This is a genomic window from Streptomyces sp. NPDC048566, assembly GCF_043199735.1.
In the GTDB taxonomy this organism is placed as follows: Bacteria; Actinomycetota; Actinomycetes; order Streptomycetales; family Streptomycetaceae; genus Streptomyces.
This window is the reverse complement of the sequence record NZ_JBICWL010000003.1, coordinates 415157-436458: the sequence shown is the minus strand read 5'-3', so window position 1 is coordinate 436458 and position 21302 is coordinate 415157. Positions and strand designations below refer to the sequence as shown.

The 21302-nt window shown below is 73.1% G+C and carries 15 protein-coding genes; 8 read left to right on the top strand and 7 right to left on the bottom strand.

The window, feature by feature from the left end:
• The first annotated feature begins 445 nt into the window (after positions 1-445).
• Positions 446-3037 carry a rifamycin-inactivating phosphotransferase gene (rph, locus tag ACGFS9_RS08725; RefSeq protein WP_393251619.1) on the top strand — a complete coding sequence of 864 codons (2592 nt, stop codon included), beginning with the start codon at positions 446-448 and terminating at the stop codon, positions 3035-3037.
• A 114-nt stretch (positions 3038-3151) separates the two neighbouring features.
• Here the strand turns inward: rph and ACGFS9_RS08720 are convergent, their stop codons facing one another.
• Entirely contained in the window at positions 3152-3361 is a 210-nt protein-coding gene (locus ACGFS9_RS08720; protein WP_393251618.1) for a cold-shock protein, read from the bottom strand.
• Positions 3362-3718: 357 nt separating this feature from the next.
• Positions 3719-4072: a DUF805 domain-containing protein gene (locus ACGFS9_RS08715; protein ID WP_393251617.1), complete on the bottom strand. Its 354-nt coding sequence runs from the start codon at positions 4070-4072 to the stop codon at positions 3719-3721.
• Positions 4073-4809: 737 nt separating this feature from the next.
• Here ACGFS9_RS08715 and ACGFS9_RS08710 point away from each other — a divergent pair.
• From ACGFS9_RS08710 to ACGFS9_RS08695, 4 genes are all read left to right on the top strand, one after another.
• Positions 4810-5229 (top strand): STAS domain-containing protein, encoded by a 420-nt coding sequence (locus ACGFS9_RS08710; protein ID WP_393251616.1) that lies wholly within the window; start codon positions 4810-4812, stop codon positions 5227-5229.
• A 174-nt stretch (positions 5230-5403) separates the two neighbouring features.
• The gene (locus ACGFS9_RS08705) at positions 5404-6048 is read left to right on the top strand and encodes a GAP family protein (protein WP_393251615.1); all 645 of its coding nucleotides are present in this window, start codon (positions 5404-5406) and stop codon (positions 6046-6048) included.
• An 88-nt stretch (positions 6049-6136) separates the two neighbouring features.
• Entirely contained in the window at positions 6137-6685 is a 549-nt protein-coding gene (locus tag ACGFS9_RS08700) for a GNAT family N-acetyltransferase (RefSeq protein ID WP_393251614.1), read from the top strand.
• Positions 6686-6902: 217 nt separating this feature from the next.
• On the top strand, positions 6903-7709 hold the full coding sequence (locus ACGFS9_RS08695) for a thioesterase family protein (protein WP_393251613.1): 807 nt from the start codon (positions 6903-6905) through the stop codon (positions 7707-7709).
• 146 nt (positions 7710-7855) lie between these two features.
• Here ACGFS9_RS08695 and ACGFS9_RS08690 read toward each other — a convergent pair whose 3' ends face one another.
• Entirely contained in the window at positions 7856-8416 is a 561-nt protein-coding gene (locus tag ACGFS9_RS08690; RefSeq protein ID WP_393251612.1) for a GNAT family N-acetyltransferase, read from the bottom strand.
• Positions 8417-8786: 370 nt separating this feature from the next.
• The gene (locus ACGFS9_RS08685) at positions 8787-10109 is read right to left on the bottom strand and encodes a GNAT family N-acetyltransferase (RefSeq protein ID WP_393251611.1); all 1323 of its coding nucleotides are present in this window, start codon (positions 10107-10109) and stop codon (positions 8787-8789) included.
• Between the two features lie 618 nt (positions 10110-10727).
• On the opposite strand from ACGFS9_RS08685, the gene ACGFS9_RS08680 reads away from it, so the two are divergent.
• From ACGFS9_RS08680 to ACGFS9_RS08670, 3 genes are all read left to right on the top strand, one after another.
• Positions 10728-12002, top strand: coding sequence for an MFS transporter (locus ACGFS9_RS08680; protein ID WP_393251610.1), 1275 nt, complete (start codon positions 10728-10730; stop codon positions 12000-12002).
• A 113-nt stretch (positions 12003-12115) separates the two neighbouring features.
• Positions 12116-13111 (top strand): RimK family alpha-L-glutamate ligase, encoded by a 996-nt coding sequence (locus ACGFS9_RS08675; RefSeq protein ID WP_393251609.1) that lies wholly within the window; start codon positions 12116-12118, stop codon positions 13109-13111.
• A 317-nt stretch (positions 13112-13428) separates the two neighbouring features.
• Positions 13429-15618: an MMPL family transporter gene (locus tag ACGFS9_RS08670; RefSeq protein ID WP_393251608.1), complete on the top strand. Its 2190-nt coding sequence runs from the start codon at positions 13429-13431 to the stop codon at positions 15616-15618.
• Between the two features lie 274 nt (positions 15619-15892).
• On the opposite strand, the gene ACGFS9_RS08665 is transcribed toward ACGFS9_RS08670, so the two are convergent.
• The 3 genes from ACGFS9_RS08665 to ACGFS9_RS08655 all read right to left on the bottom strand — a co-directional run bounded on the left by ACGFS9_RS08665 (position 15893) and on the right by ACGFS9_RS08655 (position 20209).
• Positions 15893-16771 (bottom strand): endonuclease/exonuclease/phosphatase family protein, encoded by an 879-nt coding sequence (locus ACGFS9_RS08665; RefSeq protein ID WP_393251607.1) that lies wholly within the window; start codon positions 16769-16771, stop codon positions 15893-15895.
• A gap of 148 nt (positions 16772-16919) precedes the next feature.
• Positions 16920-18992 carry a tetratricopeptide repeat protein gene (locus tag ACGFS9_RS08660; RefSeq protein WP_393251606.1) on the bottom strand — a complete coding sequence of 691 codons (2073 nt, stop codon included), beginning with the start codon at positions 18990-18992 and terminating at the stop codon, positions 16920-16922.
• Complete coding sequence (locus tag ACGFS9_RS08655; RefSeq protein ID WP_393251605.1) at positions 18989-20209, bottom strand: hypothetical protein; 1221 nt, start codon at positions 20207-20209, stop codon at positions 18989-18991. Before ACGFS9_RS08655 ends, ACGFS9_RS08660 begins: the two co-directional genes overlap by 4 nt.
• Between the last annotated feature and the right edge of the window lie 1093 nt (positions 20210-21302).

Sequence of the window (21302 nt, the reverse complement as noted above, 5' to 3'; positions counted from 1 at the left end):
ACGGGCCACGCGCTGCCGATCCCGGCGGCGGACCTCGGGGCGGACACAACAAAGGCAGGGAGCCCTCTCCCTGCCTCTCCCAAGGTATAGCGCAACGGGGGGCTTGCGGCAAGGCCCCCGTCGTGCCGCAGAATCATCGGCCGAGGTCACCACCTGCGCAAACGCGAGGTGTCAGAGGCAGCGACGGCCGGCGACGCCGCACCGCCGCGAGGCGGTGGTCTCCGACCCCGGCCAAGACCACCGGCGCGGTGGCGGCGGCCCGGCCCGCGGGACGGCGGGAACGACGCACCGTCCCGCGGGCGAGGCCGCCGGCCGCCCGGTCCGAGGAAAGACGATCCGAGATGACGATGTGCCCGACAGGACGATCGACCGAGGGGGAGGCGCCGGTGCCGGACTCGGCCACCGCGGCGACGCGGAGCACGCAGGCGGCGGAGGTGGCACCCTGATGGGTCCGTTCGTGCGGGATCTTCGCGAGGCGGACGACAGCCAGGTCTTCGCCGTCGGCGGCAAGGCCGCGCACCTGGGCGAGCTGACGCGCCTCGACGGCGTCGCGGTGCCGGACGGCTTCTGCGTGACGACCGACGCCTACCTGCGGATCATGGCGGAGGCGCGGATCGAGGAGCTGCTCGACCGGCTCGACCGCACGGCACCGGGTGACCGGGAGGCCGTCCGCACCCTGAGCCGGCAGGTGCGCCGGGCGGTGGAGGGGGTCGTCGTCCCCGGCGAGATCGCGGAGGCCGTCACCGGCGCGCTCGCCGGGCTCGGCGAGCGGACTCCTTGCGCCGTCCGGTCCAGCGCGACGGCGGAGGACCTGCCGACGGCATCCTTCGCCGGCCAGCAGGACACGTACCTCAACGTGGTGGGCCCGGCGGAGATCCTTCGGCACGTCGGCCGCTGCTGGGCCTCGCTGTTCACCGAGCGGGCCGTGACCTACCGCCGACGCAACGGCATCGACCACCGCGCGGTCCGCATGGCGGTGGTCGTGCAGCGCATGGTGGTGCCGCAGGCGGCCGGCGTCCTGTTCACCGCGGACCCGGTGAGCGGCAACCGCAGGGTCGCGACCGTGGACGCCGGTTACGGCCTCGGCGAGGCCCTGGTCTCCGGCCTGGTGAACCCGGACGTCTTCCGGGTCCGCGACGGCGAGATCGTGGACCGGGCCGTCGCCGTCAAGGAGCGTGCCCTGCGGGCCCGGCCGTCCGGCGGCACACGGGAGGAGGAGGTCGCGGCGCACCGGCGGAACCGACCGGCGCTGACGGATGCACAGGTCCTTCGGCTCGTGGCGCTCGGGCGCCGCATCGAGGCGCACTTCGGGACCCCGCAGGACATCGAATGGTGCCTGTCCGGCGGCGACTTCCACATCGTGCAGAGCCGGCCCGTCACCACGCTCTTCCCCGTGCCCGCGGCGCCCGACGGGGAGAACCACGTGTACGTGTCCGTCGGCCATCAGCAGATGATGACCGACGCCATGCGGCCGCTCGGACTGTCGATGTGGCAGCTGACGGCCATGGCACCGATGGTGGAGGCCGGCGGGCGGCTCTTCGTCGACGTGACGCGGCGGCTGGGCCCGCCCGCGGGCCGCGCCGCTCTCCTGGACCTCATGGGGCGAGGCGATCCGCTGGTCCGGGACGCGCTGGAGACGGTGCTGGAGGACGACGGTTTCGTCCCGTCGCTGCCCGACCCGCAGCCCGGGACTCCGCCCGCCGGCCCCGCCGCCCCGGCGATCGCGACCGATCCGGCCGTCGTGGACGCGTTGGTCGAACGCAGCCGGGCATCGGTCGCCGCCCTGGAGCGGGACATCCGGGCGAAGACCGGACCGGCCTTGTTCGCGTTCCTGCTGGACGCCTTCGAGGAGCACAAACGCGTCCTCGGCGACCCGCTGAGCATGCAGGCGATCATGGCGGGGATGGAGGCGACATGGTGGCTCAACGACCATCTGGCGCAGTGGCTCGGCGAGAAGAACGCGGCCGACACGCTGACGCTGTCCGCGCCCGGCAACATCACCTCGGAGATGGGACTCGCGCTGCTCGACGTCGCCGACGTGGTCCGCGAGCGGCCTGACGTGGTGCGCTTTCTCCAGTCCGCCACGGACGCGTCCTTCCTCGACGGACTGGTGAAGGTGCCGGGCGGCGCGGAGGCACGGGACGCGATCGAGGGCTACCTCGACCGGTACGGCATGCGGTGCGTCGGCGAGATCGACATCACGAGACCGCGGTGGCGCGAGCGCCCCGACACGCTGGTTCCGGTGATCCTGGACCACGTGCGGAACTTCGAACCGGGGGCCGCCGAACAGCGCTTCGAGCGGGGGCGGCGGAAGGCCGAGGAGAAGGCACGGGAGGTGCTGTCGCGCCTGCGCGCGCTGCCGGACGGCGAACGCAAGGCCGAGGAGACCGCCCGGATGATCGAGCGTGTCCGCACCTTCATCGGCTATCGGGAGTATCCGAAGTACGGCATCATCAGCCGCTCCTTCGTCTACAAGCGGGCCCTGCTGGCGGAGGCCGACCGACTCGTGGGGGCGGGCGTGCTGGCCGAGCGGGACGACATCTTCTACCTCACCTTCGGAGAGCTCCACGAGGTGTCCCGTTCGCACCGGCTGGACCGGCGACTCGTCCGGCGGCGCCGGCAGGCCTTCCGTTCCCACCAGGACCTCCGGCCGCCCCGGGTGCTCACCTCCGACGGGGAGGCCGTCACCGGGACCTACCGGCGCGCCGACGTGCCGCCCGGCGCCCTGGTCGGTCTGCCCGTCTCGTCCGGCACCGTCGAGGGCAGGGCCCGCGTGGTCCTCGACCTGGCCGACGCGGATCTCGCGGCGGGCGACATCCTGGTCACGGCGTTCACGGACCCCAGCTGGTCCCCCCTGTTCGTGGGCATCGCGGGTCTGGTCACGGAGGTGGGCGGCCTGATGACCCACGGCGCCGTGATCGCCCGGGAGTACGGCCTCCCCGCGGTCGTGGGGGTGGACCGGGCGACCCGGCACATCAGGGACGGGCAGCGCATCCGCGTCCACGGCGCGGACGGGTACGTCGAGATCCTGCCCTGACCGGCCCGGGTCGCCGGCTTGGCTCGCGGGCCCGACCCGCGGGCCGGCGCGGGCGCCGGAAGCCGACGCCCCCGGCGCCGCACGCGCACGGGGGTCTCGGCCCGGCGGCGCCGGCTACGCCGGACGCACCTCGACCGCGCGTGCGCCGGCGTCCGCGTGCTCGACGGCGTAGATGACGGTCTGTCCCTGCGTCAGGTGGTCGACGAACCGCACGGACTGGGCCTGGAAGGGCACGTCCTCGTCGCCGCCGTAGGGCGCGATGAGCCCGGACCCCCTGGCCGCGTCGAAGGAAAGCACCTTGCCGGCCCTCAGATGGCTTCGCACACCGTCACCTCGTCGTCTGCGCCTCGTTGCCTCATCTTTCCCGCGCAGGACTGTAGAGCACACCTCCCCTTCAGGAACAGGACGTAAGGGGGGCGGGCGGGTCAGCGAGGGCAGGGGTACCCGGCAGAGCGCACCTGCGCGTGGTTCCCCGGCACCGTGGACGGCCGTCTCGCGGGCCGTCCCTCGAACGGGTGCCGATGGGGACCGGGCGCGGTTGGGGCGGGCACGCCGGGTCCGGGACGGGACGTCAAAGCCTGGTCGAGGCGGGGTCCGTGCGGAATGCCGGGCTCAGACAGCGAGAAGGCCCGCCGGGCGATTCCGGCGGGCCTTCTCGTGGCGTTCGGGCGATGCGTCGGCTCAGACGGCCGGCGCGAGCTTCGGGTTGGGGCCGTACTGGTTCGGCTCCCGCTTGCCCTCACTGGCGAGGAAGACGATGAGGATGATCGCGCCGACCAGGGGGATCAGGCCGATGAGGATCCACCACCCCGAGCGGTCCGTGTCGTGCAGCCGGCGCACGGCGACGCCGAGGCCCGGAAGCAGGACCGCGAGCGAGTAGAGGCCGCTCAGGATGCTCGTGCCCATGGCCCGGCCCAGGATCGCCAGCACGATGGCGATGATCAGGTTGAACAGGAAGAACATCCAGTATTCCTGCCGGCGGGCGCGACCGCTGAACACGGCGTACTTCTTCAGAACGTCTACGTACCAGTGCATTTCTCGTCCCCCAGGGATTCAAGTAGGTGTTGGGGTCCATCGAATCAGCCACTCTGACCGAATGCCATGATCTTGGCGTGTGCGGTTCAAGCCGTTACCTTGCTGCGGCCGTTCGGTGATCGATCACCTCTGCACGAGCTCCCGCCTCAGTGCGAAGCCGCCGGTCAGGCCCTCGAACGACCCCTCGCCGAACCGCGGTTCGGTACCGCCGGAAGGGCGGCCCGACGGGTACGCGTCTCCCGGCCCGCAGCCCGGGCTCCCGTTCGAGAAGGCGTCCCAGTCCATCCGATCAGGTGACCCTACGATCCGAGCGGCGGGGTATCGGGGAATTTGGCCCGAAACTGCGGGTGAGGACTGCACGCGTGGGCCGGGAGGTCGGACAGCCATGTGTACACCGAGGCGTCGGCCACCCCGTCACGGGCTCGCGACGGCCGCCGTGCCGATCGGGCCGAGGACGGTACGCCTCCCGAGCCGCCCGCCGTCCGCCCTCCGCGGGAAGCCCGGACCGCCGTACGGACCTCGCTCGCGGCACACCCAGCCGGCCGTCGGACACCGGACGCCGGCCCGCTGCATGCGGTGTCGCATCCGTGCTGAAGGAACGTCACGCGGACCACCCGCCTCCCCTCGTCCTCAGCCGACCCGCCGGACCGGCCGCCCTCGGACCTCCGAGGAAGTCGGCCTCACCCCAGAAGCACCCGAAGGGACCGGCCCGCGCACTGCCGTGCGGGCAGAGCACCATGACCCAGTCGCAGACCCCTACCGGAGCCGGACGAACTCCTGAAGCGGCCTACCACGTCACCGTCACCCGCGCCCTCGGCAGACGGGTCATCCGGCTTGCGGGCAGCGTGGACTGGCAGGACATGCCCACCCTGCGCGTCCGGCTGCTCGCCCTTCCGCACACGCGGGAACCGACCCTCGTGGACCTGAGCGCACTCGACTTCGCGGACTCCTCCCTGCTGCATCTGCTGCTCGACCTGCAACGCCTGCTGCGGGCCGACGGCGGCTCGCTGCACCTCGGCGGCGAACTGCGCCCGGTGCCACGGCGCCTCTTCGCCGTCACCGGCGTCGGCGGCTACTTCGACGTCGCGGGCGTCCCTCCGCCGGCAGCGCCGGCCGCGCCGACCGGATCGGCCCGGGTACCGGAAGCGGAGCGGTAGGCAAGCGAGCTGCCCGGTGGGGGCCAGGACACGGACGGGGGCCTGCTTGACCTGCGGGGGCACCCCCTGCAAAGTCGGCATACATCACCACACCGGCATCGTCCGGCTCCGCCGCAGGGCCCCTCCGCACGGACGCGCGGCGGACGGCCCCGACATCCGGGAGCGATCTGTCCGATGGTCCTCGACCTGCTCGTGATCGGTGCGGCCATCACGCTGGGGCCCCTGCACAACAGCGCCTTCATCCTCCTGCTGTCGGCGCGCCGCGGTGTGCGGCTGGGGCTGGTGTACCTGCTGTCGTGGTTGGCCAACCTGGTCGTGGTGATCGCCTGCGTGGTGCTGCTGACCGGCGGTCAGCCCCCGGACCGGCACAGCGCACCCTCCACCGCGGCGGTCGCCGCCAAACTCGCCATCGGCGTGGCGCTCGTGCTGTACGGAGCGCACCGGCACCGCCGGCCACCTCGCCCGCACGGACCGCCACGCTGGTCGGCGCGGATCGACAACGCGTCCCTCGTCACGGCGGCCGGTCTGGCGTGGATGCTCCAGCCCTGGGCCATGGTCGGCGCCGGGGCGGCGACCGCCGTCGACGCGGACCTCTCCACGCTGACCGACTGGCTGGCGCTGACCGGCTACTGCCTGCTGGCCACGAGCACGCTGATCGCCATGGAGATGTACACGGTCTGGGCGCCCACCGCCGCCGACGCCCGCCTGAGCGCCCTGCGGACGTGGATGGAGCAGCACCAGGAGCAGTTGGTCGTCACCCTGTCACTGCTCCTCGGCCTGTGGCTGATGGGACACAGCATCTACGACCTGGTCGCCTGAGGATCGCCGCGCCCCGCACGGCGGTTCATGCCCCCGCTCAGGGCCCGCACGCCTTGATCGCCCCCGGTGCGGGTGATTGGCTGGCCGCATGCCCGCCTTCGGACCCGTCGCCTGGCCACCCGCTCCGATCAGGACCGAGAGACTGCTGCTCCGGGAGCCGGAGGCACGGGACCGGGCGGCGATCGTCGAGTTGTTCACGTCCCCGGAGGTATGCGCCTACATCGGCGGCCCGCGTCCGCGTGACGCGATGGAACGGTCGGTGCCCGCGACACCCCGACGGCGCCCCGGTCTCTTCGTCGCCGACGTCGACGACGCGATGACCGGGATCGTCACCTTCGACCGACGCGATCCGGAGCACCCCGTTCACCTCCGTCCCGGGGCGTCCGAAGCGGAACTCGGCTACATGTTCCTGCCCCGGACGTGGGGGCGGGGATACGCCCGGGAGGCGTGCGCGGCGGCACTCGGCTGGTGCGCCGATGCCCTGCCCGGCGAACCGGTGGTGCTCACCACCCAGACGGCCAACGAGCGTTCGCTGCGCCTCGCGGCGAAGCTGGGCTTCGTCGAGGTCGAGCGGTACCAGGCATACGGCGCCGAGCAGTGGTTCGGCGTGCGGTCCCCGGCCACGCGGTCAGGGTGAGGCACCACGCGCGGCCGTCCGTGGCCCGCGTCGCGGGACGCTCCCGCGCTCGGCCGACGAGCAAGGCAGCGCGCGGACCCCAACCGTCGGCTCCGGGCGCGGCCTGTACGGTTTCTCTGTTCGACCGATCGTCCGGCCGCCGTGGGATTTCAGGGTGGCCGACGGGGGCCGCGGCCTCGTGGCGACGGCATGCTTCTCGTCCAGGGAGTTCCATCTCTTGTCCGTGCCGACCGACCCCCGGGACAGCTACTTCGAAGCCGTCGGAGACCACCGCTACCAGCCGACGAAGCACGCGAGCGGCGCCTGGGACACCGGGGAACAGCACTTCAGTCCGCTGGGCGGGCTGATCGCTCACGCCATCGACGAGCACCGGGCGGCCGGCCCCGACCGCGGGCTCGTTCTCGCCCGGCTCAGCTACGACATCCTGGGCCGGCTGGCTCTCGACGAGTGCAGGATCGACGTCGAGACCGTCCGGCCGGGACGGACCATCGAACTCCTCGAAGCGGTGGTGCGGATCGCCGGCCGGCCGGTCGTGCGCGCCCGCGCCTGGTGCCTCGCCGCCGCGGACACCTCCGCCGTGGCGGGAGACCCCGAAGCGTCCCTGGCTCCCCCGGAGTCGCTCTCCCCGTGGCCGATGTCCGACGTCTGGCCGGGGGGCTACATCGCCTCCCTGGACGTCCGACCGCTCGCCCCACCCCGCCCCGGCCGCACGACCGCCTGGGTGTCGACCCCGCTCGACCTGGTCGCCGGTGTCCGGGTAGGCCCCCTCGCCTCCTATCTCGCCCTCGTCGACACGGCCAACGGCATCGCCGTCCGGGAGTCGCCCTCGGCGTGGATGTTCCCCAACGTCGACCTGACCGTCCACCTGCACCGCCGGCCGCGTGGGCCCTGGACGGGCCTCGACACGACCGTCGCCTTCGGCCCGACGGGTCAGGGGATCACCAGCACGGTGCTGCACGACACAGCGGGCCCGGTGGGACGCGCCGAGCAGATCCTCACCGTCCGGCCCGCTCCGGGAACCTGACCGTCGCCCCGGTCGCGGGGAACGCGATGGCAGGCCCGGATTGCCCGGGCGTGGTGGCCGCGACGGCCGGTCCCGTCCGCTGCCGGGGCGTGCGAGCGGTCCACGCGGGACTGCCGCTCGGGGCGAGGCCGCCTTCGCGGCCGGGGTCATCGCCCGCCGCCGAGCCCGTCGTTGATCCGGGCGTACATGAGCATGTCCTTGCGTTCACCGCCGATCTGCTGCCAGCTCCTCAGCAGTCCCTCGCGGGCGAAGCCCGCGCCTTCGGCGGTGCGCACCGAAGCCGTGTTGCCGGGCTCCACCCACAGTTCGAGACGGGGGATCTCCAGCGTGCCCGACGCCCAGTCGGAGACCGCCTCGACGGCGGCGCGAGCGGTGCCCCGGCCGCGTGCCGACGCGACGACCCAGTAGCCCAGCGAGGCGCGGCCCTGCGCCACGTCCCGCAGCCAGAGGCCCACTTGCCCGACCGGCCGGCCGTCGGACTCCACGACGACGAAGGTGTAGCCGGCCCGCGTCGTCGCCCGGCTCCACTGGCGCTCGATGAACGCGAGACCGTCCGCCTCGGAACAGGGCGACGGCACGGTGGTGATGAGCGGGATGTAGTCGTCCTGGGAGGCTTCCTGGACCAGGGGAAGGTCCGAGAGCCGCCACGGGCGCAGGGCGCGCCCACCACGGACGGCGACTTCGGGCACGTCAAGAGGCTGTTCCATCGCTCCATCCTGCCAAACCCCGAGCCGGCGGGCACCGGCGTTTCGTGGCCCGTCGCGCCTTCCGGGAGGCGGCTTCCGAGGAACAAGTCCTCGCCTGATGCGCCGAGGTCGCCGGCGGCGTGCTCGGCGGGTGGTGGGGAAGCCCCCGAACCGCCGGAATCCGACGCCCCCGGCCGGTCCTGCCGACGCCTCTCCTCAGGCCGCTCGACCACGCTTCCCGAGCGCTCCGCATCCTCGCGTCATTCCATGCTCCGGCGTACTCGCGCCGGGCGCGGAGGAACCGTGGTGGACCGCGTCCGGCGACAGCCGTCCGAGCAGGCCGTCGCGGGGAGAGCCGGGTCGCGCACCGCGCGCCGGGCGGGCGCCCGGGTCAGGTCAGCAGATAGGTGTACTGGGCCGAACCCAGGCAGCCGCGCGAGGACTTGGCGCTACCGCTGCCGGTGCCGTAGTGGATGACGGCGGCGCCGGCCCGGGCGGCGGCCTCGACGAGGTGGTAGAAGAGCAGCTCGAAGTAGAGCGGCAGGCCCCGCTGGGCTGCGTAGTCGAAGCCGGCGCGGTGCGCGAACCAGCGATCCCGGTGGACCAGGATCAGCGCGAATCCGATGACGTCGCCGTCGAGCCGGGCGGTCGCCGCCAGCGCGTCCGGGCCACAGGCGGCGTGCGCCCTGCGCAGGATGGCGGCCGAGCGCTCGGGCGTCCAGGCGGTCATCCCGTACTTGCCGAGCAGGGTCGTCTCCAGCTCCGCGCAGCGCGGAATGTCCGCGGGGTCGAGCGGCGCCGTCGTGATCCGGACGCCCGCGTCGCGCACGGCACGGCGTTCGGCGCCGATCCGGCGGCGACGGTGGGCGCTGAACCCGGCGGCGTACTCCGGGAAGCCGCCGCGCGGCACGGGGAGCCAGTGGTAGTCCTCGGAGTGGAAGAAGCGGTAGCCGCGTCGGGTGAGCAGGCCGCGCAGCGAGGTGTCGTGCTCGTCCACGTGGAGGAACGCGACGCTGCGCAGCCCTTCCTGCTCCGCCAGCTCCTCGGCCGCGGACACCAGTCGCTCGCCGGTGCCGCCCCGGCCGTCGCGGTCCAGCAGGGTGGTGCGTCCGAGGTGGCGGCCCCCGCAGACGAGTCCGGGCAGCAGCGCGGTGGTGAGGTCGGTGGGCAGCGAGGCGGCCAGCTCTCGCGCGCCCGGCAGGCCCTCCTGGGCGGACCGCCGCAACACGGTGTCGGTGCGGCCCGCGAGCCAGGGCGCGTCCGCGTCGGCGACGGCGGTGGCGAGCCCGCCGGCCAGGCCCTCGTCGTCGGTGAGTGTCAGGTAGCGCATGACCGCCCCGGAGGTGTCCTCCGCGACGTCGAGCCAGCGCGTGGCGAGGTAGGCGCCGTCGGGGCCGGCGAGGCGGTCCCAGGCCGGGCGGGGCAGGTCCGCCGCCCTCGGGACCGTGTGAAGCCGCGGGGGAAGCGCGGGCAGGCCGGGAGGGGCGGTGGGCGCGCCGGCCGGACGCGGCGACTCCGCTGCGGGGTCGACGTGTCCGGCGGTCCGGACGTCCCTGTCCGGGACCGTGCTTCGACGCGGGTCCGGGCCGGTGCGCGGCGCCGCGTCCAGGTCCGTGTGTCCCCGCACTCCCCCGTCCGCCGCCTCTCGCACACCGGCGTTCGTGTGTCGCGGCGCGTCGGGGCGCACGTCCAAGCCCGTGTCCGGGATCTGCATGGCGGTCTCCTGGCACAGCACGGCGGCACGGGACGGGGAGTGAGGTGGACCGGAGGTGCGGCGGCGGGCGCCGGGCCGAACGCCGCACCGGCACACGGCGGGAGGGCCGGGATCAGGAGGGTGCGGGGCGGTGCGAACCGCTTGAAGGGTGGTCGTGCCGTCGCCCGCGGAGCGGCGGCGAGGACAACGTAGGTCAGCGTCCTCCGGGGCGCAAGCGTCCGGATGCCACGGCTGGGACGTCTCCGCCATCGTCATCGTTCGTCGGCCGAAATCGGCGAAAAACCGATGGGGACGTCCGGTCGGCCGCCGCGCCAGAGGGAGGCGTGGGGCCTCCCGGCAGCCGCGGGCGTGTCACGGGACGAGGGAGACGAGGGAGAGGACGCACCGACCGTCGGCCCCTCTCCGGTGGCTCGCGGGGCGTCTCTCCGTGCGCTCTTTGTCGTCTCTCGGCCGCTTGCGGCAGAACCGTGCCGCCTCTAGCGTCGTCGCGCTCCCGGCGGGACCCGGGGCGCGGCGACCGCTGCCCGGGAGCCCGTCGCCTCCGGGCCCCGCTCTCGGCGTGCGCAGCACCGCGAACCCGTGACGGCACGGGGCCGCGTCCTCCGGAGAGGCCTGGTGATGGTCGGATTACCCCGTTCCACGGCCGGCGCGGGCGAAGTGGGCGCCCTGCGCCTGCTGTTGACCGCCCAGGCGCTGAGCCAGCTCGGTTTCCGCCTCCTCGGGCTGGCGATGCCCCTCCTCGCCACCACCACGTTGCACGCCTCGGCCTTCGAGGTGAGCGCCGTCGCCGCCTGCCAGACGGCGGCGTTCCTCGTCGTCGGCCTGCCGGCGGGCGTCTGGGTGGACCGGATGCGCAAGCGGACGGTGATGGTCGTCTGCGATCTCGGCCGCGCCGTCGCTCTGGGCAGCATTCCGGTGGCCTGGAGCCTCGGCACCCTCGACGTGCTCCACCTGTGCGCGGTGGCCCTCGTCACCGGTGTCCTGACCGTCTTCTTCGACGTCGCCGAACAGAGCTACCTGCCGCACGTGGTCGGTGCCGACCGCCTCGTCACGGCCAACGCCCGGCTGACCGGAGTGGAGGAGGTGGCCGGCGTGGTCGGTCCCAGCGCGGGCGGCCTGCTCGTCCAGTGGGCGACCGCCCCGCTCGCGATCGTCGCGACGGCGTTCGGGTACGTGTGGTCCGCGCTGTGCGTCGCGCTGATCCGCCGTCCGGAACCGGCACCGTCGCGCACGGACCGCCCCCGCCTGCTGAAGGGGATCGCCGAGGGGGTGCGGCTGGTGACGCGGGACGCGCTGCTGCGGCCCATCGTGCTGTGCTCCACGACGCTGACCCTGTTCTGGAGCATGTCCTACGCGATGCTGCTCGTCCTGCTCGCCCGCGACCTGGCCGTACCCGCCACCACCGTCGGCCTGCTGCTCACGGCCGGCAGCCTGGGCGGCGTCCTCGCGACGCTGGTGGTCCGCCGGATCATCGACGCGGTGGGCGACGCGACGGCGGTGAAGTACAGCGTCGCCTGCGGCGCCCCGCTCACCCTGCTCGCCGCGCTCGTCCAGCCCGGGTGGCGGCTCGCGCTCGTCAGTGTCGCGCTGTTCGGGCTCGGGGCGGCGCTGGTCGTCTACAACGTGGCCCAGGTGAGCTTCCGTCAGCGGGCCGTACCGTCGGACCGGCTGGGCAGGGTCAACGCGACCGTCCGCTTCTTCGCCTGGGGGGCACGCCCCGTCGGAAGTCTCTGCGGGGGCGTGCTGGCCGAGGTGTTCGGGGCGCGGGGGGCCGTGCTGACCGGAGCGGCCGGTACCTCGCTCGCCTTCCTGTGGCTGTTCCTGTCCCCGCTGCGCCGGATGCGGAACCTGCCGGCCGGCCCCCCGGTCGGCGAACCCCTGACGGCCACCTGACCGGGCCGGCCGCCCCGCACCGTCCCATCGCATCACCCCACCCGAGCGCACCGACCGGGCCCGGCTGCACCGCCCGGCCCTCGCCCCGTCCGCCCGACGAACGGAAGCCCGCCGTGACCGACACCCGCCCCTCGACTCCCGCACGCTCCGCGAACGACGCCCCCGGCGCTCCGGCGATCGTGTGGATCACCAATCCGGACAACTACGATCCGCGGCGCCACCAGTTGTTGCAGAAGGAGGGCTCCGATCGCGTGAACCTCTTCGAGAGCAGCGGCCTGCCCGTCCGGGTCGTGCACTCCGGGGATCTCGTGCCCGCCTGGTCCGGGGGCGGACCGCGGCTGTACCTGGACGAGGAGGACCTGCTCGACGGCGGTCACGCCTTCCTGCTGTCGGACTGGACGTGGGACGCCGGGATCGGCCGCCATGTCCAGGCGGTCACCCGCACCATCCGGGCGGCCGGACGGGTGCTCCTCAACGACGGCATCCGGGACCCCGAGTCGCTGGGATCGGACAAGCTCGCCATGTGCCACGCGGCGGCCGCGCTCGGCGTCCCCGTACCGCCGACGGTCGCGGTGCCCTTCGGACGGTACGCGCGCCGGGTCCTGCCGGTGGTCCGGCGGGAACTGGGCGAGGGGCCGTACATCGTGAAGCCGCGCGCCATGGCCATGGGCTTCGGCGTGCTGAAGGCCGGTGACGGCGAGCAGCTGACCGCGGCGGTGGACCTGCTCACCCCGGCGGCGCTGGGCGCGGTGGTACAGCCGTTCCGGGAGAACGAGGGGGACGTACGCGTCTACGTGCACCGGGGACGGGCGATCGCCGTCATGCTGCGGCGGCCCAAGGAGGGCTCCTACCTCGCCAACGTGAGCGAGGGAGGCTCCGGCGCCTCCTTCGACGGGGACGACCGGGTCCGCGCGCTCAGCGAGCGACTCGCGGTGGGCGTGGACGCGGACTACCTGTGCGTGGACTGGCTGCTCACCACCGAGGGGCCGGTCTTCAACGAGTGGATGACGGTCTCCGCCGCCTACGAGGACCTGTCGGAACCGGACCGCACACGGGTGGCGGCGGCGCTCGTCACCTACGTCAGGGAGCGGATCGCCGCCGGCTCCTGACAAGTCCGGCGCGCACCGCCGACCGGACCGGGAGCCCCCGGCCCGCGAGAGGAACGCCACCGGTGCGGAGAGCCGACCGCGTCCGCCCGACGGCGGCGCCGGCCGGGCGTGCGATGGCCGGGCGCGGCCTCCTCCGCGGGACTCGCGCCGTTCTCGAGCCGGGCTTGAGCCGGTGCGGCACACCAGGGGTGCGGTCACTACGATCAGAGCCCAAGACAACGATGCGACCGGTCCCTTGGAAGGGCCGGTCAGGGTCGCCGATGCCGGGGTCCGCTCCCCGGGAGGCGGTGATCTTCCTGTCCAGGAGGACCCCCCGCATGTTCCGACGTATTGGTACCACCGTCGTCCGACATCCCGTCTGGACGATCGTGGCATGGCTCATCGCGGCGGTGGCGATCGTCGCCACGGCGCCGAGCCTGCCATCGAACAGCGACGAGAGCAGTTTCCTGCCCAAGAGTTACGAGTCCATCAAAGCGGCGGAACTCCAGGCGGAGGCGTTCCCGGGCGCCTTCACCCCGTCCGCGATCGCCCTCTACCAGCGCACGGACGGCGGCAAGCTCACCGCCGCCGACAAGAAGGACGTCGCCCGGATCACCGACGAGCTGGGCAAGAAGAAGATCGACGAAGTGCAGAAGGTCGTCCCCGGTCAGCCCTCCAAGGACGGCCGGTACGACCTGACCCTGGTCCAGATGGACAGCAAGAACGCGGGCCAGCCCAAGCAGGCGGACGCGGCCAAGGTCCTGCGCGACGACGTCAAGGAACTGGCCAAGGGCACGAACCTCGACGTCAAGCTCGGCGGGTCCGCCGCACAGGCGCTGGACCAACAGGACTCGTCCGAACGAGGCCAGGCGCTGATCGGGATCGGCACCTTCCTGATCATCCTCGTGACCATGCTGATCATCTTCCGGGCGCCCATCCTCGCCGTGCTCCCGCTGATCCTCATCGGGATCGTGTCGGCCATCGCCAACGGGCTGATCGCCTACGCCACGAAGCTGTTCGACCTCCAGGCCAACAGTTCGGTCTCCTCGATCCTGATCGTGGTCCTGTTCGGTGTGGGCACGGACTACTTCCTCTTCCTGATGTTCCGTTACCGCGAACGCCTGCGGGCCGGGGACGAGCCGAAGCAGGCGATGATCGACGCGGTGGGCCGGGTCGGTGAGGCCATCGCCTCGGCCGCCGGAGCCGTCATCATCGCGTTCCTTGCGCTGGTCCTCTCGACGCTGGGCTTCCTCAAGCAGATGGGCCCCGCGCTCGCCATCGCGGTCGGCGTCACCCTGGTGGCCGGACTGACCCTCGTTCCCGCCGTGGTCTCGCTCATCGGACCGAAGGTCTTCTGGCCGTCGAAGTCGTGGCAGCGCGAACCGGAGAACGCCCGGTTCGCCGCCCTCGGCCGCGGGGTGCGGAGCCGCCCCGCCCTGACCGCCGCGCTCTCCGGCCTCGTCCTGGTCGCGCTCTCGCTCGGCGTGTTCGGCTACAACGCCACGTTCGACCTGGCCTCGGGCGCCATGCCGAAGACCAAGGAGTCGATGGTCGTCCAGGACGAGATGCAGAAGGCGTACTCCGCCGGGGCCGCCGCGCCCACGGACGTCTACCTGTCGAGCACGGACGGCAAGCCCCTGGACAAGTCCGCCTTCCCGGCGTACGCGAAGCGCCTCGGCGCCGTGGACGGGGTGGCCAGCGCGGGCATGACCCAGGTCAACAAGGACGGCACGACGGCCGACTTCACGGTCACGCTCAAGTACGAGGCGTCGACCGACCGGGCCATCGAGACGGTGGGCCGGGTGCGGGACGTCGCGCACTCCGACGCGCCGGAGGGCACCGAAGCCGTCGTCGGCGGCATGTCGTCGATCTACAAGGACATCGACGCGGCCGTCAACCACGACTACCGGACGGTCTTCCCGGTGGCCGCCATCCTCATCATGGTCATCCTCGGTCTCCTGCTGCGCAGCGTGGTCGCGCCGCTCTACCTCATGGCCTCCGTGGGCCTCGGGTTCGGCGCCACGCTCGGAGCGACCGTCTGGATCTTCCAGAACGGGCAGGGCCACTCGGGCCTGATGTTCATGCTGCCGGTGATCATGTACCTGTTCGTGGTCGCCATCGGCACCGACTACAACATCCTCATGATCGCCCGGCTCCGCGAGGAGGCCCGCGAGGGCCGCGATCCCCGTGAGGCGGCGGGGATGGCACTGCGGCACGCCGGGCCGACCGTGGCCGCGGCCGGTTTCATCCTCGCGGCGACCTTCGCCACGATGATGCTGGCGGGCAACGCGCTGCTCACCGAGATGGGATTCGCGGTCTCGTTCGGCATCGCGGTCGCCGCCTTCGTGATGGCGATGTTCTTCACGCCCAGCCTCACCGCCCTGATCGGCCACGCGGCCTGGTGGCCGGGCCACGCCGACCGGGCCGTCGCTGCACCGGCCGGCACGGGCGCGGAGGCGGGCGAGTCCGGGCCGGTCCCGGACGAGGACCGCGACGCGCTCGCCCAGCGGTCCGGCGGGCGCGGCTAGTCCCGTACCGCCGGCGGGTCTGCCGGGCCGGCTCTCCGCCGGTCCGGCAGACCCGCCCACTCGGCAGGAACGCCGCCCGGCCCGCGCGGGCGGCTCCGGGGCCGGACCGCGCGGCGGAGAGCCGGGTCTGCCCCGGTGGAGCCCGCCGAGCGCGTTCCACCGGGGCAGGCCCGAACGCGTCCGCCCGCGCCCGTCGGCCCGCCTCGCTCCGGCCTCGCAGCCTCGCCGCGGAGGCCGGCTCACCAGGCCGAAAGCCCGTACGGGGCAGGACGGTTCACCGCTCGGCCGACGGCTCGGTGTCCAGGTCCGCGTACACCAGATGGTGGTCGGACCGGTCGGACGGACGCACACTCCGGCCGCTCGCGGCGACTCCGCGCAGGAAGACGTAGTCGAACGTGCTCCCCCAGTCCGTGGTCGGCCGGCAGGCTTCAGCGGGCGAGGGGCCGCACCCGGGATCGGCGTCCTCGGCCAGGGCCCACAGGGGTGCGAGTTCCGGAGCCCACGGCACGGCGTTGAAGTCACCGAGGACGACGAAGCGGTCGTACCGGGACAGCACCGCGGCGAGCACGTCGACCTGGTGGGCGCGCACCGCCTCCTGCCGCCGTTCGGCGAGGTGGGTGTTGACCACGCGCACGGACCGGCCGTCCACCGTGGTCGTGACCGCCAGGTACCCGCGGTCCTCCGATCCGCCGTCCGGATACTCCCGGGCGTCGACGTCCGTCATCGGCGCGGCCGACAGGATCGCCTCACCGTAGCCTCCGGGACTCCACGGCGGGCCGCCGCAACGGCCCCAACTGCGCAGCACGGTGCCGTACTCGACCTCGTAGGTCAGCCCGAAGAGGCGCTCCAGGTGGTCCCGGATGCCCTCGACGTCCCGCACGCACGCCTCCTGGACCCCGACGACCTGGGGTGCGTACGCGGCGATCTCCGCCGCCCGGCCCACGTCGCCGCGCCCGCAGGGATTGCAGAGGTTCCAGGTCATGACCCGGTTCGCCACGACGTGAGTGGTGCGGACGCCCGTCCCGAGCCCGGCGAACGGCGAGCCCTTCGGGGCGGCGGGGCCGCCGAACAGCAGGCAGGCCGCGATCAGCACACCCGCCGGCACCCGAGCGTGCCGCCGGAACGCCGACCCGCCTTCACCACGGACATCCATGCCGTCGAGTCTGCCCGACCGCCCCGGGGAACGGGCGGCCGGTCCGCGGACGGGCGGCCGTGCGCCGCGCCGGCCGCGGCGCCGGCGCCCGCTGCGCGCGCGGGCCCCAGCCGCCCGGAACGCGGAGTACCGGCGCCGGAGACCCGGCTCACCGGGCGTCGGCGGCGCCGCACCGGCGTCGCTGGGCCAGGAGTTCGGCGGTGTCGGCGTCCGGCAGCAGCAGGGCCCGGTCGAAGTCCTCCCCGGCCAGGTCCGGGCGTCCGGCGGCCAGGTGCGCGAGCCCCCGGTTGAGCAGGAGGTCGGGATCGTCGCCGACTGCTTCGAGCGCGCCGGTCAGGTCCTCGACGGCCCGGCCGGGGCGCGCCTGCTCGAAGTGGACGACGGCCCGGTTGACCAGGGCGGCGGGATAGCGCGCGTCCTCGCCGAGGACGCGGTCGAACACGGCCAGAGCTGCGTCCAGTCGTCCCCGCTGGAGCAGGATCGTGCCCTTCAGGCAGAGGAGTTGGAGTTCTCCCGGGTGCAGGCGCAGCCCGGTGTCCGCGTCGGCCTCGGCCGCGTCGGCGTCGCCTTCCTCCAGCAGCAGTTCGGCTCGCGCGACGCGGGCGGCGAGATCGTGCGGCTCCATCTCCAGGACGAGCGAGAAGTCGGACAGGGCTCCGGCGTGGTCGCCTGTCTGTGCGCGGGCGGTACCCCGGTTGTAGTGCAGTTCGGGGAACGGCGGGGCGAGCCGGACCGCTCGGTCGTAGTCGGCGAGGGCTTCGGTGTAGTCGCCGCGGTCCCGCGAGATCCGGGCCCGCTCCGACAGGTAGTCCGTGTAGTAGGGGTCCAGGTCGACGAGTTGGGAGTAGTCGGCGTGCGCCTCGTCGGGCCGGCCCAGCGCGACCAGCAGGCGGGCACGGTTGTAGAGCAGTTGGGAGCGGTGGAGCGCCCACTGCCCGTCGTCGAGCTTCTCGTCGAGTCGGGCGATGCACGACTCCACCAGGTCCAGGGCCCGGTGGAGGTTGCCCCGGTGCATCTCGACCAGGGCCAGGCCGTTGTCGTGGAAGACGCTGTACGTCAGCCGCTCGGCCGGGTCCGGGAGGATGCCCGCGATGGCGACGGCGTTGTGCTGCCACTGCACGGCGAGTTCGTGGTCGCGGGGGTTCAGGAAGCGGGTGTGCAGCATCGCCACGGCGTAGCTCGTCATCATGTGGATCTTGGGGTCGGTGAAGCGGCGCAGCAGGCCGAGGTACAGCTCCATGGACTGTTCGAGGCGTCCGACCGGGATGCAGGCCGCCGCCGCCTCGCGGGTGAACTCCCAGTAGTCGTGCTGGTGGACGGCGGGGTCGCTCAGCGCCCGGCCGCGCAGCCCGAGGTCGACCACGGCGGCGGAGAAGCCGGTGGCCACGGCATGGCGCTGGGCGGCCAGCAGGGCGGTCCGGCCGGCCCCGGCGGGGTCGCCGCCGTGTTCCCGGTGATGGGCGAGGGCGCCCATGCGGATGCCCCAGGTGGCCGTCTGCTCCAGGGAGTCGGCGCGCCGGTCGTGGAGGAGGGCTCGGGTGCGGGGGTCGGTCCGCGTGTACGCGTCCACGGTGCGGGGGTCCTCGTCGGTGCAGTCGCCCGCGACGTATTGGGCGGCCCGTTCGGCGTCGGTGCGTGTGTCCGCGGGCGGCTCGCCGTCGCTCGGGGCGGGCCGTACGTCGACGTCGGCGAGGGCGTCCCGGAGTTCGGCGGAGAGCGGGGCGGCGCCGGCGGAGACGACGACACGCAGCACCCGGGGGTCCGCCCGGCGCAGCAGCAGGGCGATCAGCTCCTGGGTGGTCTCCTCGGCCGCGTGCGCCTCCTCGAAGACGATCTCGAAGGGCGTGGACCGCCGGACGCGCCGGGTGTGCTCCAGCAGGAAGCCGACGATGCCCTGGCTCATGCAGCGGACCCAGCCCGCGCCGAAGAAGCGGGTGCGTTCCTCGTACGGGGCGTCGTCGGCGAGGGTGCGCGGCGGCGGTCCGATGATGTGGGCCAGTTCCGGCATGCCGTACAGGAGGGCCACGCGATGCTCCTCCACCAGGTCCGGCCAGCGCCGGTGGGCCTCGGGCAGCAGGGCGCGCAGTACCGTGTCCACGCCGGTGTACGGGCCGCGCAGCCGCCGGTGGCAGCGGACCACGAGGGCCTGGCCGGTGTGTGCCGCGACGGCGCGCAGGCGGTCGCCCCGCCCGGCTCCCGTGATCAGCAGATGGCCCGTCATGCGAGTTCGACCTCCGGTGCGGGGGACGGGGTGGGGTGCGCGGCGGCCTTCTCCCGGCGCTTCCTCCGGGACAGCACGAGCAGAGCGGCGATCTGTGCCGCGTTCATGCACAGGGACAGCACGGCGTCCCAGAACGCGGTGTCCACGTGGCCGGAGTCCAGGGCCCGCGCGGCGATGCGCACGTACGTGGCCGTGACGGGGACGCTGACGAGGACGGTGATGGCCGCGAACGCGCCGTAGCCCAGGACGATGAACGGCCCGTAGTACGCCCCGATCCGGCGGTCGCGTGCCGTCCACTGCTCCTCGTCGACCAGACGACCGGGGCGGCCCAGCAGACGCCACAGGCGGTTCTTCACCAGGGCCATGCCGGCGTCGTGGAGGTCGTGGCAGTTCCAGGCGGTGGCCGCCACGTAGTACAGATCGGTGCGCAGGTAGAGCTGGAACTGCCACAGCACGCGGACGGCGACGGTGAAGGCCAGCGCGAGGCAGAGGCGGCCCGCGAAGGAGAACGATCCGTCGGCGTTCCGGGTCAGGTCGGCGACGAGGCCGAGCGCGGCGAACACGACGCCGTCGCCCACCATGCCCGCGAGGAACGGGAGGTAGCGCCTGGCTCTGGGGACGCTGAGCAGACCGTTGATCCGGGTCTCGGCGACGATGTAGGTGAGGCGGTTGCTGACGGTCAGCCGGGTGGGCAGGCCGAGGCGCCGTCCGGCGAGAATGTGGCATCCCTCGTGCAGCAGCAGGAGCGGGACCTGGCCGAGGGTGACGACGAGTTGCACCACCAGCAGGGAGTGCGTGAAGAAGATCTGCCCGGGGCGTGGGGCCAGGTCCGGTCGCGCGGCGGCGGCCCAGGCCCAGGCGCCGACCAGCGTGGCGTAGAGTGCCCAGGCCGGTGCGGAGAACGCGGCTTTCCCCGCTCCGCGCCAGCGGACCTCCGGCGGCACGGGAGCCGGCTGCCGGTTCCGGTCGCCCTCGCTGACGAAACCCAGGTCGAGCAGGGTGGAGACGAAATCGTCGAGATCGACGTCTTCCCCGAATCGGCTTTCGTACCATTCCGGAGCGGCATCAAGGGGCATTCCTCCGACAAGTTGCTGCAACAACTCGGCGCCGTCGGGGGGAAACACCGCATAGGAACCGGTGTCGAGACGCCCGACCACCACGTCGTCGCCTTCGGGAACGAAACTCAGGTCGTGGAATACGAGGCCGTCACCGGCCACGGGACCTCCTCAACGGGCCTCGGAATACCGGACGGAGGGTCCGGGTGCGCCGACAGTCGGCGCACCCGGACCCGGTCATGCGAGGCGATCAGGCCTGCACGGAGTACGGGCACTGACACGCGGCCGACGTCAGGCGCACGTCACCGGTGCGGCGCACCGCGATCTTCTTGGAACCGGCCTTCTTACGCATGGCGACAGTCGACTTCATGAAGGTCCTTTCTCGAAGCTTTTCGCACCGACCGGCGGCCGGCGGCAATCAAAGGTCTTCCAGGCGCGCGGCAGCATCAAGGAGCGTTCGCGCCAATCGGACCGATCCGGGAAAAGCCGCGAGGGAAGTCTGCGCGGGCGAAAGCGTTTTCCGCGGTCGATCTCCGTCCCGACGGCGCGGCGGCTGCGGATTCCGCGGCCGACCCGGCACCGCCACCACCACCGGACGCCGCCCGGCGTGTGTCCTCGCACGCGAGAGCCGTGCAGGCGTCGATACGGAAACAGCAGGACGTGCCGCATCGCCCGGAAAACGGAGCACCCTCCGCCGGATTCCGCTTTTTGCGTTTCCTTCGATGGGGTATTCAGGGAGGGCAATGAATACGCCAAGCTCTTCACCGGTCGACCGACGGGGAATGCCGGCGTCGCGCTCGGCACCTGTGGCAGGACGGTCGCATCCGAATTCCGGACACATGGCGGGTACCGGGCGGCGGTCCGGCTTCCCTCCCTGCCGGCCCTCCGGTTCGCGGCGGCGCGACTGCGCGCGCATCCAGTCGCCCGGCCTTCACCGGACCTCCACACGCATCGGGCGGGCCGTCGGCATCCGCCGGACTTTCGTTCTCTTGCCGCCCCCGTGGCCCGGCCACGGCGTCGCACCCGCGTCGGACCCTGCGCGGCGCTCCAGCCTGCCGGGGGCACCTCGCTCCGCCCCCGCAGGACCCGCACGGACCACGGGAGCCCAGGACAGGGGCCCGGAGCGAGGCGACGGACTCGACCGGAGCCGGCGCCGCCGCACCCGGCCGGCACGGCCGCGGCCGGCGTCGTGGGCGCGGGCCCCACCTCGCGGGCCGTGGCCGATACCCGCGCCGGCCGTCCGCGTCCCTCGCGC

Excerpts from the sequence above, each read along its gene's own strand:
- ACGFS9_RS08700 (WP_393251614.1), top strand. The coding sequence starts at position 6,137 with ATGCCCGCCTTCGGACCCGTCGCCTGGCCACCCGCTCCGATCAGGACC.
- ACGFS9_RS08705 (WP_393251615.1), top strand. The coding sequence starts at position 5,404 with ATGGTCCTCGACCTGCTCGTGATCGGTGCGGCCATCACGCTGGGGCCC.
- ACGFS9_RS08710 (WP_393251616.1), top strand. The coding sequence starts at position 4,810 with ATGACCCAGTCGCAGACCCCTACCGGAGCCGGACGAACTCCTGAAGCG.
- ACGFS9_RS08660 (WP_393251606.1), bottom strand. The coding sequence starts at position 18,992 with ATGACGGGCCATCTGCTGATCACGGGAGCCGGGCGGGGCGACCGCCTG.
- ACGFS9_RS08670 (WP_393251608.1), top strand. The coding sequence starts at position 13,429 with ATGTTCCGACGTATTGGTACCACCGTCGTCCGACATCCCGTCTGGACG.
- ACGFS9_RS08665 (WP_393251607.1), bottom strand. The coding sequence starts at position 16,771 with ATGGATGTCCGTGGTGAAGGCGGGTCGGCGTTCCGGCGGCACGCTCGG.
- ACGFS9_RS08690 (WP_393251612.1), bottom strand. The coding sequence starts at position 8,416 with ATGGAACAGCCTCTTGACGTGCCCGAAGTCGCCGTCCGTGGTGGGCGC.
- ACGFS9_RS08680 (WP_393251610.1), top strand. The coding sequence starts at position 10,728 with ATGGTCGGATTACCCCGTTCCACGGCCGGCGCGGGCGAAGTGGGCGCC.
- ACGFS9_RS08685 (WP_393251611.1), bottom strand. The coding sequence starts at position 10,109 with ATGCAGATCCCGGACACGGGCTTGGACGTGCGCCCCGACGCGCCGCGA.
- ACGFS9_RS08715 (WP_393251617.1), bottom strand. The coding sequence starts at position 4,072 with ATGCACTGGTACGTAGACGTTCTGAAGAAGTACGCCGTGTTCAGCGGT.
- rph (WP_393251619.1), top strand. The coding sequence starts at position 446 with ATGGGTCCGTTCGTGCGGGATCTTCGCGAGGCGGACGACAGCCAGGTC.